15 protein-coding genes are annotated in these 14,374 nt (G+C 71.0%); all 15 read left to right on the top strand.

Going from position 1 to position 14,374, the window contains the following annotated elements:
* Positions 1–2: 2 nt before the first annotated feature.
* Positions 3–845 (top strand): ethanolamine utilization cob(I)yrinic acid a,c-diamide adenosyltransferase EutT, encoded by an 843-nt coding sequence (gene eutT, locus CHC02_RS01845; protein ID WP_089389806.1) that lies wholly within the window; start codon positions 3–5, stop codon positions 843–845.
* Complete coding sequence (locus tag CHC02_RS01840; protein WP_089389805.1) at positions 842–1,843, top strand: phosphate acetyltransferase; 1,002 nt, start codon at positions 842–844, stop codon at positions 1,841–1,843. The genes eutT and CHC02_RS01840 overlap by 4 nt, the downstream gene beginning before the upstream one ends.
* A 96-nt stretch (positions 1,844–1,939) precedes the next feature.
* A complete protein-coding gene (gene eutM / locus CHC02_RS01835) occupies positions 1,940–2,233 on the top strand; it encodes an ethanolamine utilization microcompartment protein EutM (protein WP_089389804.1) in 294 nt (97 codons plus the stop codon).
* A 115-nt stretch (positions 2,234–2,348) separates the two neighbouring features.
* Positions 2,349–2,636, top strand: a complete 288-nt coding sequence (gene eutN / locus CHC02_RS01830) for an ethanolamine utilization microcompartment protein EutN (protein WP_089389803.1) — start codon at positions 2,349–2,351, stop codon at positions 2,634–2,636.
* A 94-nt stretch (positions 2,637–2,730) separates the two neighbouring features.
* Positions 2,731–4,152, top strand: coding sequence for an aldehyde dehydrogenase family protein (locus tag CHC02_RS01825; RefSeq protein ID WP_208604332.1), 1,422 nt, complete (start codon positions 2,731–2,733; stop codon positions 4,150–4,152).
* A gap of 7 nt (positions 4,153–4,159) precedes the next feature.
* Positions 4,160–4,996 (top strand): ethanolamine utilization protein EutJ, encoded by an 837-nt coding sequence (eutJ, locus tag CHC02_RS01820; RefSeq protein ID WP_089389802.1) that lies wholly within the window; start codon positions 4,160–4,162, stop codon positions 4,994–4,996.
* 1 nt (position 4,997) lies between these two features.
* Positions 4,998–6,197, top strand: a complete 1,200-nt coding sequence (locus CHC02_RS01815; RefSeq protein ID WP_089389801.1) for an iron-containing alcohol dehydrogenase family protein — start codon at positions 4,998–5,000, stop codon at positions 6,195–6,197.
* Positions 6,198–6,241: 44 nt separating this feature from the next.
* On the top strand, positions 6,242–7,498 hold the full coding sequence (gene eutH, locus CHC02_RS01810; protein ID WP_089389800.1) for an ethanolamine utilization protein EutH: 1,257 nt from the start codon (positions 6,242–6,244) through the stop codon (positions 7,496–7,498).
* Positions 7,499–7,508: 10 nt separating this feature from the next.
* The gene (locus tag CHC02_RS01805; RefSeq protein ID WP_089389799.1) at positions 7,509–8,927 is read left to right on the top strand and encodes an ethanolamine ammonia-lyase reactivating factor EutA; all 1,419 of its coding nucleotides are present in this window, start codon (positions 7,509–7,511) and stop codon (positions 8,925–8,927) included.
* Positions 8,928–8,936: 9 nt separating this feature from the next.
* Complete coding sequence (locus CHC02_RS01800; protein WP_089389798.1) at positions 8,937–10,298, top strand: ethanolamine ammonia-lyase subunit EutB; 1,362 nt, start codon at positions 8,937–8,939, stop codon at positions 10,296–10,298.
* Positions 10,299–10,308: 10 nt separating this feature from the next.
* Entirely contained in the window at positions 10,309–11,190 is an 882-nt protein-coding gene (gene eutC / locus CHC02_RS01795) for an ethanolamine ammonia-lyase subunit EutC (protein WP_089389797.1), read from the top strand.
* Positions 11,191–11,215: 25 nt separating this feature from the next.
* Positions 11,216–11,875 (top strand): ethanolamine utilization microcompartment protein EutL, encoded by a 660-nt coding sequence (gene eutL, locus CHC02_RS01790; RefSeq protein ID WP_089389796.1) that lies wholly within the window; start codon positions 11,216–11,218, stop codon positions 11,873–11,875.
* 13 nt (positions 11,876–11,888) lie between these two features.
* Positions 11,889–12,383 (top strand): BMC domain-containing protein, encoded by a 495-nt coding sequence (locus CHC02_RS01785; protein WP_089389795.1) that lies wholly within the window; start codon positions 11,889–11,891, stop codon positions 12,381–12,383.
* Complete coding sequence (locus CHC02_RS01780; RefSeq protein ID WP_089389794.1) at positions 12,380–13,750, top strand: 4Fe-4S dicluster domain-containing protein; 1,371 nt, start codon at positions 12,380–12,382, stop codon at positions 13,748–13,750. The genes CHC02_RS01785 and CHC02_RS01780 overlap by 4 nt, the downstream gene beginning before the upstream one ends.
* Complete coding sequence (locus CHC02_RS30705) at positions 13,735–14,283, top strand: BMC domain-containing protein (RefSeq protein WP_089389793.1); 549 nt, start codon at positions 13,735–13,737, stop codon at positions 14,281–14,283. Before CHC02_RS01780 ends, CHC02_RS30705 begins: the two co-directional genes overlap by 16 nt.
* Positions 14,284–14,374: the final 91 nt, after the last annotated feature.

The following is a 14,374-nucleotide window of genomic DNA, read 5'->3' as shown; positions in this document are numbered from 1 at the left end:
CCATGAGCACTTTCATCACCGAAAGCTGGCTGCGCGAGCGCCACGGCCTGAGCGAAGGCACCGAGCTGCGGCTGCCCGCCGACGCGCGGTTGACCCCCGCCGCCCGCGCGCTGATCGACGAGCGCCACCTGTCGCTGAAGTTCCATGACGAACAGGGCCGCCTGTACCGGGCGACCGAAGAGCCGGACGCGGACGGCGCGCCGTGCCTGCAGGCGGTGCACGGGCTGACCGGCAGCGCCCGGCGCGTCGCCGCGGCCTGCCAGCTGTGCGGCGAGACGCCGGCGCACAAGCCCGCCGGCATGACCCACCTGAACGCCCACGAACTGGTGGCCAAGAACGACCCGCGCCTGCAGTTCCGCGCCCAGCTGGACGCGGCCATCGCCCTGGCGGTGTGGCTGCAGGTGGAGCTGCCGGAACCGGCCGGGCTGGCCGCCTGGCTGGCCGACATCCGTTCGCTGCTCGGCCAGCTGATGCGTGCCGACGTGCTCGGCGAGGAACTGGCCGGGTTCGCCGTCGGCGGGCTCGACGAGGCCGTGCTGCATCGCCTGTCCCACGCGCCGCTGCAGTACCTGGGCCACGACCACCTGGTGCCCGAGTGCGGCCACGGCCGCGCGCCGGCGCTACTCAACCTGCTGCGGGCCAAGGTGCGCGAGGTGGAAATCTGCGCCGCCCAGGTGTTCATGGAGGCCGGCTTCAGGCTGCGTCGCCCGGACCTGCTGCATGCCCTCAACCGGCTTTCCAGCGCGCTCTACGTGGCCATGCTGCTGAGCCTGCTGCATCTGCGCGGGCAACCCTGGCCGAGCGCCGCCGAGCTGAACCGGCGCGTGCAGGGGGAGGCGCCATGAAGCTGTTCGACGAATGCCGCCGGGTAGCCCGGCAGAACCCGCCGCGGGTGGTCTTCCCCGACGCCCTGGACCGCCGCGCCATCGAGGCGGCGCAGTACCTCAAGCGCGAGGGCCTGGCCGAGCCGCTGCTGCTGGGCAACCCCTTCGCCCTGCGTGGCTATTGCCTGGAGCGGCACATCCGCCTGGGCGACCTCGGGCTGATCGACCCCTCGCGCTCGCCCTGGCTGCACGGCTTCGCCCAGGACCTGGCGCAACGGCAGAACAAGCTCGGCCCCGAGCAGGCCCTGGAGCAGCTGCACGACCCACTGTGGTTCGGCGCGGCGCTGCTGGCGGCCGGCCAGGTGGACCTGTGCATCGCCGGCAACCTCAGCGCCACCGCCGACGTGCTGCGCGCCGGCCTGCGGGTGGTCGGCCTGGCGCCGGGCAACCGCACGCTGTCCTCGGTGTTCGTCATGCTGCCCGCGGATGGCGGCGCGCCCCTGGCCTTCGCCGATTGCGGCGTGGTGCCGCGGCCGACGGTGGAGCAGCTGGCGGACATCGCCATCGCCTCGGCCGCCAACTTCGAGCGGCTGACCGGCGAGCCGGCGCGGGTGGCGATGCTGTCGTTCTCAAGCCACGGCAGCGCCCGGCATGCCGACGCCGAGGCGGTGCGCCAGGCCTGCGAGCTGGTGCGCGAGCGCCAGCCAGGCCTGTGCGTCGACGGCGAGCTCCAGTTCGATGCCGCCTTCGTGCCCGAGGTGGCCGCGCTAAAGGTGCCCGGCAGCCCGCTGGGCGGGGCGGCCAACGTGTTCGTGTTCCCAAGCCTGGAGGCCGGGAACATCGGCTACAAGATCGCCCAGCGGCTCGGCGGCATGAACGCCATCGGCCCGTTGCTGCAGGGCATGAACGCGCCGCTGCACGACCTGTCGCGCGGCTGCACGAGCGAGGAAATGATCCAGACGGTGCTGCTGGCCAACAAGATGGCCGGCGGCGCCGAGGCTGTCGGGCGAGTCGCCTGAGCCGGACGGCGGCCCCCGCCGTCCGGGGGTAACGCGAGTGGCTAGCCACTCCGAAGAGGCCCTGCGAAGGGCGATCGATTGTTCGAGGAGAGTGAGATGGAAGCATTAGGCATGATCGAAACCAAGGGCCTGGTGGCGCTGATCGAGGCCTCCGACGCCATGGTCAAGGCCGCCCGGGTGAAGCTGGTGGGCGTCAAGCAGATCGGCGGCGGCCTGGTCACCGCCATGGTCCGCGGCGACGTCGCGGCCTGCAAGGCGGCCACCGATGCCGGCGCAGCCGCCGCGCAGCGCGTCGGCGAAGTGGTGTCGGTGCAGGTGATCCCGCGCCCGCATTCGGACCTGGAGGAAGTCTTTCCGATCAGGCTGGCGGGGGATCGCCCGGTGGATTGAGCGGTTCGCCGCGACTGTCCGAGCGGTGCCTGAGCGCGCCCTGCGCGTGCCGGGCACCGTCACCGAGGATCCATGCGTACGCCGCGGGGAACGCGGCCCGACGAGGTAACAGGCGATGAAACTGGCGATTGTCGTGGGGCAGGTGGTGTGCACCGTGAAGCATCCGGGCATGGGCCTGGACCGGCTGCTGCTGGTCGAGATGCTCGACCGCGCCGGGCAGCCCGGCGGTGAACGGCACGTGGCCAGCGACAGCCTCGGCGCCGGCAACGGCGAGTGGGTGATGCTGGCCAGCGGCAGCGCCGCGCGCCAGGCCCTGGCCGAGGAACGCGCGCCGATCGACCTGTGCGTGGTCGGCATCGTCGACGAAGCGGTGCTCGACGGCAGCCTGCTCTACCGCAAATAGGCCCGCCCCCGGCGGTCATTCACGACAAGCGTCCTCCACCGGCCCGCGCCAGGTGGAGTGGCCCGGCTCATCCCTGAATTCTGTGAGGCACGACGTGGACATCAACCCGAAGGAAATCGAACAGGTGGTCAAGGCGGTGCTCGCCTCCATAGGGGCGACCTCCACGGCCGAGGGTTCCGCGCCGGGCGCGACCTGCGCCCCCGGCGTGTTCGTCGAACTGGACGCCGCCGTGGCCGCCGCCGCGCAGGCGCAAAAAGCATTGCGCTCGGTGGCCATGCGCGACCGGGCCATCGCCGCCATCCGCGCTGCCGGCGAGCGCCACGCCCAGGAACTGGCGGAACTGGCGGTGGAAGAAACCGGCATGGGCCGGGTGGCCGACAAGGCCGCCAAGAACATCGCCCAGGCCCGCCATACCCCCGGCACCGAATGCCTGCAGGCGCAGGTGCTCAGCGGCGACCGCGGGCTGACGCTGATCGAGAACGCGGCCTGGGGCGTGATCGCCTCGGTGACGCCCTCGACCAATCCTGCGGCCACCGTCATCAACAACGCCATCAGCATGATCGCCGCCGGCAACGCCGTGGTGTTCGCCCCGCACCCGGCGGCCAGGCGCGTGTCGCAGCGCACCGTCAGCCTGCTCAACGAGGCCATGGTCGCGGCCGGCGCGCCGGCCAACCTGATCACCACCGTGCAGCGCCCGGACATCGAGACCGCCCAGCGGCTGTTCCGCTACCCCGGCATCGGCCTGCTGGTGGTGACCGGTGGCGAGGCGGTGGTGGAAGCCGCGCGCAAGCACACCGACAAGCGCCTGATCGCCGCCGGCGCCGGCAACCCGCCGGTGGTGGTGGACGAGACCGCCGACCTGGCGCGCGCCGCGCGCGACATCGTGTTCGGCGCCTCGTTCGACAACAACATCATCTGCGCCGACGAGAAGGTGCTGATCGTGGTCGACAGCGTGGCCGACGCCCTCAAGGCCGAGATGCTCAAGCACCAGGCCGTGGAACTGAGCGCCGAGCAGGGCCGGCAGTTGCTGCCACTGCTGCTGCCGAAGGTCGACGAGCAGGGGCGCGGCACTGTCGCGCGCGACTGGGTTGGCCGCGACGCGGCGAAGATCGCCGCCGCCATCGGCCTGCAGGTGCCGGAACAGACGCGCCTGCTGCTGCTGGAAAGCGCCGCCGACCACCCCTTCGCCATCACCGAGATGATGATGCCGGTGCTGCCGATGGTGCGGGTGGCCAACGTCGACCAGGCCATCGCCCTGGCGGTGAAGCTGGAAGGCGGCTGCCACCACACGGCGGCCATGCACTCGCGCAACCTCGACCACCTGGATCGCATGGCCAACGCCATGGACACCAGCATCTTCGTCAAGAACGGGCCATGCCTCGCCGGCCTGGGCTTCGGCGGCGAGGGCTGGACCACCATGACCATCACCACGCCGACCGGCGAGGGCGTGACCTCGGCGCGCACCTTCGTGCGCCTGCGCCGCTGCGTCATGGTCGACCACCTGCGGATCGTCTGAGGCGGCCATGCAACGCGATCTCGAAAACTGGCTGCTGCCGCGCCTGGAACGCGCCGCCTACTGCCTGGCGCACCCCGTCGCGCAACCGGGCGACCGCGGGCCGCTGAGCCTGGGCATCGACCTGGGCACCAGCGCCGTGGTGTCGGTGGTGCTCGACGCCCAGGCGCTGCCGGTGGCGGTGCGCCTGGACTGGGCCGACGTGGTGCGCGACGGCGTGGTCTGGGACTTCTTCGGCGCGGTGAAGCTGGTGCGCAGCCAGCTGGAAAGCCTGGAGCGGCAACTGGGCGTGTGCTTCCAGCGCGCCGCGACCTCGTACCCGCCGGGCACCGAGGCGAGCATTTCCACACACGTGCTGGAGGCCGTCGGCCTGGAAGTCGGCTGCGTGATCGACGAGCCCTCGGCGGTGGCGCGGATGCTGCGCCTGGACCGCGCCGCGGTGGTGGACATCGGCGGCGGCACCACCGGCGTGGCCGTGGTGCACGACGGCGAAGTGACCTATTCCGCCGACGAACCCACCGGCGGACATCACGTCAGCCTGGTGCTGGCCGGCCACCTGGACGTGTCGCTGGAGGAAGCCGAGCGGCGCAAGCGCAAGGAGGGCGCGGCGCTGTGGCCGCTGGCGCGCCCGGTGTTCGAAAAGATGGCCGACATCGTCCGCACGCACCTGCAAGGCCAGGCCGTGGACGCCATCTACCTGTCCGGCGGCTCCTGCACCCTGCCCGGCGTACAGCCGCTGTTCGCCGCGGCCTTCCCCGATCAGCGGGTGATCCTGCCCGCGCCGCCGCTGTTCACCACGCCGCTGGCCATCGCCGCCTGCGGCCTGCAAGCCGAGGAGGAACGCTGACATGCACGAGCAGGAGGTCGGCCGGGTGATCCATCGCGCCCTGGACATGCTCAATGCCCGCGCGGTGCGCGAATTCCGCGTGCCGCCCAGCACCTACATCGGCCCCGGCGCCACCGTGCGCACCGGCGAGGCCTGCGCGGCGCTGGGCATCCGCCGGCTGTTCGTGATGGTCGACGGCCGATTGCACGAGCAGCGACTGGACCAGGGCCTGCTGCGTTCGCTGGACGACGCCGGGCTGGCCCACGAATGCCTGGTCTATGCCGGCGGCGAGCCGCACAGCGAAGTGGTGGAGGCCGCCGGCCGGCAACTGCTGGCCGCGGATTGCGACGGCGTGCTGGCCTTCGGCGGCGGCTCGGTGCTGGACGCGGCCAAGGCCACGGCGCTGCTGGCGGCCAACCCGGAGCGCCGGGTGAGCGATCTCGGCGAGGGCCCGGCGCTGCGCCGGCGCATGCCGCTGATCGCCGTGCCGACCACCGCCGGCACCGGCTCCGAGGCCACCAACGTGGCGGTCATCACCGACAGCCAGCGGCACCTGAAGCAGGTGCTGGTGCACACCGACCTGATTCCGGACCTGGCGATCATCGACGCCTGCCTGACCCTCGGCGTGCCGCCGGCGGTGACCGCCGCCACCGGCATCGACGCGCTGACCCACGCCATCGAGGCCTACGTCGCGCCGCACGCCACGCCGCTGACCCAGGGCCTGGCCCTGCGCGCCGTGGCACTGATCGGCGAGGCCCTGCCGCTGGCGGTGGGGCAGGGCGGCAACGTCGGCGCCCGCGAGTCGATGATGCTCGCCTCGTACATGGCCGGCATGGCCTTTTCCAATTCCGGCCTGGGCCTGTGCCATGCCACCGCGCACCCCCTGGGCGCGCGCTACGGCATTCCCCACGGCCAGGCCAACGCGCTGATGCTGCCGGCGGTGATGCGCTTCAACCAGCTCGTCTGCAAGCGCGCCTATGCCGACATCGGCCACGCGCTCAGCCGCGAAAGCCTGGATGCCGAACGCAGCATCGCCGCGGTGCAGCGCCTGATCGACGAAGTCGGCGCCGCCGGCCGCGACCTGCAGGCCCACGGCGTGCGCCGCGAGGATTTCGCCGCGCTGGCCGAGGCGGCCCTGCAGGACATCTGCCTGGCCGGCAACCCGCGCAGCGCCTGCGCGCAACAGATCACCGCGATCTACCAGGATGCCTGGCAGCGCTGACGCGCCTGCCGTGAAGGAAACGACGTTGTTCAGGAGTAGGTGTCATGAGCGTTAACGAAATCATCCTCTACGTGATGATGGTCTTCCTGCTGATCGGGGCGGTGGACAGGGTATTCAGCCAATTCGGCGGTTCGGAGAAAGTCCTCGGCTACCTCGGCCTGGGCTGGCTCGGGCGCGGCATCGGCGGCTCCGGCGGGCAGTTCGAGGAAGGCTTCATGGCCATGGGCGCGCTGGGCCTGGCCATGGTCGGCATCACCGCCCTGGCGCCGGTGCTGGCCAACCTGCTGGGGCCACTGGTGATCCCGCTCTACGAGAGCGTCGGGGCGAGCCCGGCGATGTTCGCCGGCACCCTGCTGGCCAACGACATGGGCGCCTTCTCCCTGGCCAAGGAGCTGGCCGGCGGCGACACCGCCGCCTGGCTGTACTCGGGGCTGATCCTCGGCGCCATGATGGGCCCGACCCTGGTGTTCATCATCCCGGTGGCGCTGGGCATCATCGACCCGTCCGATCGCCGCTACCTGGCCCTGGGCACCCTGGCCGGGATCGTCACCGTGCCGCTGGGCTGCATCGCCGGCGGGCTGGTGGCGATGTACTCGGGCATCGAGGTCAACGGCGAGCCGGTGCAGTTCAGCCTGGCGATGATCCTCGTCAACATGATCCCGGTGCTGGTGGTCGCGGTGCTGATCGCCCTGGGCCTGAAGTTCTGCCCGGAGAAGATCATCGCCGGCTTCGAGGTGTTCGCCAAGCTGCTGGTGGGGCTGATCACTCTCGGCCTGGCCGCCGCGGTGGTGCAGTTCACCGTGGGCTGGACGCTGATCCCGGGGATGGACCCGATATTCATGAGCGAGGGCGACGAGCCCGGCGCGGTGATGCGCGCCATGGAGGTGATCGGCTCGATCGCCTGCGTGCTGCTCGGCGCCTACCCCATGGTGCTGCTGCTGACCCGCTGGTTCGGCACCCCGCTGATGAAGGTCGGCGGCCTGCTGGGCATGAACAAGGATGCCGCCGCCGGCATGGTGGCGACCCTGGCCAACGTGATCCCGATGTTCGGCATGTTCGGCAAGATGGATGCCCGCGGCAAGATCATCAACTGCGCCTTCGCCGTGTCCGCCGGCTTCGCCCTGGGCGACCACCTCGGCTTCACCGCGGCGAACATGTCCGCGATGATCTTCCCGATGCTGGTCGGCAAGCTGTTCGGCGGTGTCACCGCGGTGGTGGTGGCGCTGCTCATCGCGCCGAAATCCGAAGCCCAACCCGAGCCGGTGGCGTTGACCGACGCCGACCTGCAGCGGGCCGAGTAAGGGCACGGCCATGAGCAGGCGCGAGTTGCGCAGCGTCGGCATCGACGTTGGCACCACCACCACGCAGGTGATCTTCTCGCGCCTGGTGCTGGTCAACCGCGCCTCGCTGTCGCAGGTGCCGCACTACGAGTTCGCCGCGCGGGAGGTCACCTACGTCAGCCCGGTGGCCTTCACCCCGATCGATTTCGAGGGCCACCTGCGCGAAGAGGAACTGCTCGCCTTCATTCTCGACCAGTACCGTGCCGCGGAGCTGGCGCCGGAACAGGTGGAATCCGGTGCGATCATCATCACCGGCGAGACCTCCAAGGCGCGCAACGCGCGCCCGGCGGTGCTGCGCCTGGCCGAGCGGCTGGGCGACTTCGTGGTCGCCAGCGCCGGGCCGCACCTGGAATCGGTGATCGCCGGGCGCGGCGCCGGCGCGGCGGAGCTGTCCGCCGACTGCGCCGGGCGGGTGCTGAACATCGACATCGGCGGCGGCACCGCCAACTACGTGCTGTTCGAGGCCGGCCGGGTGATCGGTTCGGCCTGCCTGAACGTCGGCGGGCGCCTGGTGGAGACCGACAGCCGCGGCGCGCTGCTGCGCCTGCACGCGCCGGCGCGGGCGATCTGCCGCGAGCTGTTCGGCAGCGAGCCGCAGACGCTGTCCGGCGAGCAACTGCGCGCGCTGGCGCGGCGCATGGCGGCGCTGCTGTTCGAGGTGATCGACGGCACGTTGTCGCCGCTGGCCCGGGAGCTGCTGATGACCGAGCCGCTGCCCGCGGTCGGCCGGTTGCAGGCGCTGACCCTCTCCGGCGGCGTCGGCGAATGCTACTACCACGGTGCGGGCCAGGCGCCGTTCCGCTTCGGCGACATCGGCCCGCTGCTGGCGGAGGCGCTGCACGGCGACCCCGGCTTCCAGCGCCTGCCGCTGGTGGAGCCGAAACAGACCGTGCGCGCCACCGTGATCGGCGCCGGCGCCCACAGCCTGTCGCTGTCGGGCAGCACCATCTGGCTGCGCGAGATGCAGCTGCCGATGCGCAACGTGCCGGTGGTGCCCTGCGCGACGAACTGGGCCGGCGGCCAGGGCGCGGGCCTTGCCGACGGCTGGCTGCAGAACCTGCTGCGCATGGACCTGCGCGCCGGCGAAGACCTCTACGCCCTGGCCCTGCCGGCGGACCTGCCGGTGGCCTACCAGGCCATCCAGCGTTGCGTGGAAGAACTCGCCGGGTTCCAGCAGCGCAACCCCAGCCCCCATCCATTGCTGGTCGTCGCCGTCCAGGACCTCGGCAAGGTGCTCGGCATGCTCCTGCAGCCGCGCCTGGCCGGCCGCGCCCTGGCGGTCATCGACGAAGTGGCGACCAGCGATGGCGACTACATCGATATCGGCAGCCCGTTGTTCGACGGCGAGATCCTCCCGGTCACCGTCAAGTCACTGGCTTTCCCTTCCTGAGGTGGTGTTATGAAGCTCAAGACCCAGTTGTTCGGCAAGACCTATCAGTTCAAGGACGTCAAGGAAGTCCTGGCCAAGGCCAACGAGCCGCGCTCGGGCGACGTGCTCGCCGGCGTGGCGGCAACCACCGCGCAGGAGCGGGTGGCGGCCAAGCAGGTGCTGTCGGAGCTGACGGTGGCCGACGTGCGCATGAACCCGGTCATCCCCTACGAGGAGGACAGCGTCACCCGGCTGATCCAGGACGGCATCAACGAGAGCGCCTACGCGCGCATCGCCCAGTGGCGCATCGGCGAGCTGCGCGAGTACATCCTCGCCGACGACACCGGCGCCGACGACATCGCCTTCCTGCGCAAGGGCCTGAGTTCCGAGGTGGTGGCGGCGGTGGCGAAGATCTGCTCCAACGCCGACCTGATCTATGGCGCCAAGCGTATGCCGGTGGTGAAGAAGGCCAACAACACCATGGGCCTGCCCGGCCGCTTCAGCGCGCGCCTGCAGCCCAACGACACCCGCGACGACGTGCAGAGCATCGCCGCGCAGATGTACGAGGGGCTGTCCTACGGCATCGGCGACGCGGTGATCGGCGTCAACCCGGTGACCGACAACGTCGAGAACCTCACCCGCGTGCTGCACACCGTCTACGAGGCCATCGACAAGTTCGCCATCCCCACCCAGGGCTGCGTGCTGGCCCACGTCACCACGCAGATGGAAGCGATCCGCCGCGGCGCGCCGGGCGGGCTGATCTTCCAGAGCATCTGCGGCAGCGAGAAGGGCCTGCGCGAATTCGGCGTGGAACTGGAGATGCTCGAGGAGGCGCGCGCGGTGGGCGCCGAGTACAACCGCATCGCCGGGCCCAACTGCCTGTACTTCGAAACCGGCCAGGGCTCGGCGCTGTCCGCCGGCGCCCACCACGGCGCCGACCAGTTGACCATGGAGGCGCGCAACTACGGCCTGGCCCGGCACTTCGACCCGTTCATGGTCAACACCGTGGTCGGCTTCATCGGCCCGGAGTACCTGTACAACGACCGCCAGATCATCCGCGCCGGCCTGGAAGACCACTTCATGGGCAAGCTCAGCGGCATCTCCATGGGCTGCGACTGCTGCTACACCAACCACGCCGACGCCGACCAGAACTCCAACGAGAACCTGATGATCCTGCTGGCCACCGCCGGCTGCAACTTCATCATCGGCATGCCGATGGGCGACGACATCATGCTCAATTACCAGACCAACGCCTTCCACGACACCGCCACCATCCGCCAGTTGCTGGGCCTGCGCCCGGCGCCGGAGTTCGAGCGCTGGCTCGAGCGCATGGGCCTGATGAGCGAAGGCCGGCTGACCGCCCGCGCCGGCGATCCATCCATTTTCTTCTGAGGGAAGCGACATGCATCAGCAGCAGATCGAGGACATCGTCCGTTCGGTATTGAATGAACTCCAGGCCCGCCCCGCGGCCGCGCCGGCCAGCGCGCCGACGCCCGCCGCGAGCGCCGTGGAAGACGGCCTGTGCGCCTGGGACCTGGGCTCGGAACAGGCCCGGCAGTGGATCGGCGTCGAGGCCCCGCAGCGCCCCGAGGTGCTGGAGGAATTCCGCAAGGCCACCGCCGCGCGGGTGTGCCTGGGCCGCGCCGGCGTGCGCCCGCGCACCCAGGCGTTGCTGCGCTTCCTCGCCGACCACTCGCGCTCCAAGGACACCGTGCTCAAGGAAGTGCCCGCCGAGTGGGTGGCCCAGCAGGGCCTGCTGGAAGTGCAGTCGGAAATCGACACCAAGGACCAGTACCTGACCCGCCCGGACATGGGCCGCCGCCTCGGCGAGAAGGCGGTGGCGACCCTGCTGGCCGAGTGCAGGAAGAACCCGCAGGTGCAGGTGGTGATCTCCGACGGCCTGTCCACCGACGCGGTGACGGTGAACTTCCAGGAAATCCTCCCGCCGCTGCTGGAGGGCCTGAAGAGCGCCGGGCTGGATGTCGGCACGCCGTTCTTCGTGCGCTACGGACGGGTCAAGGTCGAGGACCAGATCGGCGAACTGCTCGGCGCCCAGGTGGTGATCCTGCTGGTGGGCGAGCGCCCCGGCCTGGGCCAGTCCGAGAGCCTGTCCTGCTACGCGGTGTACAAGCCGACCCTGGCCGGCACCGTGGAGGCCGACCGTACCTGCATCTCGAACATCCACCGCGGCGGCACGCCGCCGGTGGAAGCGGCGGCGGTGATCGTCGACCTGGCCAGGCGGATGCTGGACAAGCAAGCCTCCGGCATCGCCCTGAACCGCTGAGCCCCATCCTGAGGAGCAACCCGACATGAGTATTCTCGATCCGATCAAACCGAGCGTCACGGCCATGCGCCTGATCGCCTCGTTGCAGGAAGACTTCCGCCGCGAGCTCAAGGTGGGCGAGCACATCCGCAGCCTCGGGCTGATCAGCGTCGACTCCGACGACGTCGCCTACATCGCCGCCGACGAGGCGACCAAGCAGGCCCAGGTGGAAGTGGTCTACGGCCGCTCGCTGTACGCCGGGGCGGCCAACGGGCCGTCGCCGACCGCCGGCGAGGTGCTGATCATGCTCGGCGGCCCCAACCCCGCCGAGGTGCGCGCCGGGCTCGACGCCATGAACGAGGTGATCGAGGCCGGGCCGAGCTTCCGCTGGGCCGACGACGCCCACAGCGTGGCCTTCCTCGCGCACGTGGTGTCGCGCACCGGCAGCTACCTGTCGGCCGGCGCCGGCATCGCCCTGGGCGACCCCATCGCCTACCTGGTGGCGCCGCCGCTGGAGGCCACCTACGGCATCGACGCCGCGCTCAAGGCCGCCGACGTGCAACTGGTGACCTACGTGCCGCCGCCCTCGGAAACCAACTACTCGGCGGCCTTCCTCGCCGGCAGCCAGGCGGCCTGCCGCGCCGCCTGCAACGCCTTCTCCGAGGCGGTGCTGGAGATCGCGCGCAACCCCATCCAGCGGGCCTGAGGAGGTGAGCGCCATGATCGATGCCCTGGGGTTGCTGGAGGTCAGGGGCCTGGCCTGCGGCATCGAGGCCGCCGACGCCATGCTCAAGGCGGCGTCGGTGCGCCTGCTGCGCCAGGCCGTGACCAACCCGGCGCTGGTCACCCTGGTGGTGGAGGGCGACCTGGCCGCCTGCCGCGCCGCGCTGGACGCCGGCGCGGCGCTGGCCACCCGGCGCGGCTGCCTGGTCGGCCGCAAGGAGATCGGCCGCCCGGAAGACGACACCGCCTACCTGCTGGATACCCTGCTGGACGCCGGGCAGGAGCCGGCGCCGCGCCCTGCGCCGGCGCCGGAGGAGGCGCTGCTCGGCCTGCTCGCCCGGCGCAGGCAGGGCTACAGCGCCAGCGAGGTGGCGGCGGCCTTCGACATCCCGGTGGCGCAGGCCAGGGCCTGGCTGGAGGGCCTCTTCGCCCAGGGCCGGCTGCGCCGCCGCAGTAGCCGCTACCGCCTGCCGGGAGGGGCGCCGCGATGATCACCGTGCAGGCCCTGGCGCCCGACGAGATCCGCCGCCGGGTGTTCGCCGCCGGCGTGGTGGGGGCGGGGGGCGCGGGCTTCCCGACCCACGTCAAGCTGCAGGCCGAGGCGGAGATCTACCTGGTCAACGGCGCCGAGTGCGAGCCCCTGCTCAAGGTCGACCAGCAGCTCGCCGTGACGCAGGCCGAATGGCTGCTCAAGGGCCTGCTCCACGGCATGGCCGCCACCGGCGCGAAGGAGGGGATCATCGCCCTCAAGGCCAAATACCAGGCGGCCATCGACTGCCTGCAACCGCTGCTGCCCGAGCGTGTGCGCCTGCACATCCTGCCGGACGTCTACCCGGCCGGCGACGAAGTCATCACCATCTGGCTGGCCACCGGCCGGCGCGTGCCGCCGGCGGCGCTGCCGCTGGCCATCGGCGTGGTGGTGAGCAACGTGCAGACGCTGATCAACGTCGGCCGCGCGGTGGAACGGCAGCAGCCGGTGACCCACCGCACGCTGACCGTGAACGGCGCGGTGCGCCGGCCGCTGACCCTCAGTCTGCCGCTGGGCACGCCGCTGCGCGAAGCCCTGGCCCTGGCCGGCGGCAGCACCCTGGAACGCCCCGCCTTCATCAACGGCGGGCCGATGATGGGGCGCCTGCTGGACGACCTCGACGAGCCGCTGAGCAAGACCACCGGCGGGCTGCTGGTGCTGCCGGACGACCACCTGCTGGTGCGTCGCCGCCGGCAGGGCATGGACTCGGTGCTGGCCATGGCCCGTTCGGTGTGCGAGCAGTGCACGCTGTGCACCGAACTGTGCCCGCGGCACATGATCGGCCACGAACTGCCGCCGCACCTGATCGTACGCGCCACCAACTACCGGCACGTGGCGCAGCCCAGCGTGCTGCTGTCGGCGCTGACCTGCTCCGAATGCGGCATCTGCGAAGCCTACGCCTGCCCGGTGGACATCTCGCCGATGCGTCTGAACCAGGCGCTCAAGGCCCGCCTGCGCGAAGAGGGCGCCCGCTACCAGGGCGAACTGCGCGCCGCCGACCCCATGGCCGAGTACCGCCTGCTGCCGGTCAGCCGCCTGGTCTCGCGCCTGGAACTGCAGGCCTACAACCACAAGGCGCCACTGCTGGCGCAGGAACACCACCCCGCCGAGGTGCGCCTGGCGCTGCGCCAGCACATCGGCGTGGCCGCCCGGCCCTGCGTCGCCGTGGGCCAGCAGGTGGCATTGGGCGAGTGCATCGCCGAAGTGCCCGAAGGACAACTCGGCGTGCCCCTGCACGCCAGCATCGCCGGCCGCGTGGCGGAGGTCGGCGACGGCCACATCCGCCTCGTCGCCAACCCGCCAGGAGAAGCTTCATGCACCACGCCATAGGTTTGATCGAACTGACCAGCATCGCCCGCGGCGTGCAGCTCGCCGACCTGATGCTGAAGAGCGCCGACGTGCAGCTGCTGGCGGCCAAGACCATCTGCCCCGGCAAGTACATCGCCATGGTCGGCGGCGAGGTCGCCGCGGTGCGCCAGGCGGTGCAGGCCGGCGCGGCCGAGGGCGGGCAGATGCTGGTGGACCAGTTCGTCCTGGCGAACATCCACGAATCGGTGCTGCCGGCCATCAGCGGCGTCAACCCGGTGGACGAGCCGCGCGCGCTGGGGGTGGTGGAGACCTTCAGCGTGGCGGCCTGCATCGAGGCCGCCGATGCCGCGGTGAAGGCGGCCAACGTCACCCTGGTGCGGCTGCACATGGCCTTCGGCATCGGCGGCAAGTGCTACCTGGTGCTGACCGGCGAGATCGCCGACGTGGAGGCGGCGGTGCGGGTGGCCTGCGCCAGCGCAGGGGAAAAGGGCCTGCTGGTGCACGCCATGACGGTGGCCAGGCCGCACCTTGACCTGTGGCAACACCTGCTCTGACGAATTCTTCACAGTGTGAGGCAGCCACAGAGCTACCCACCTGGCCGTGCCTTGCAGAGACAACCCGACCCGCTCGCGCGGGTCCCTGAAG

The sequence above is a fragment of the Pseudomonas delhiensis genome (assembly GCF_900187975.1).
GTDB classification, from domain to species: domain Bacteria; phylum Pseudomonadota; class Gammaproteobacteria; order Pseudomonadales; family Pseudomonadaceae; genus Pseudomonas; species Pseudomonas delhiensis.
Note: the sequence above shows the minus strand (reverse complement) of the source record. Positions and strands in the feature narration are given on the sequence as shown.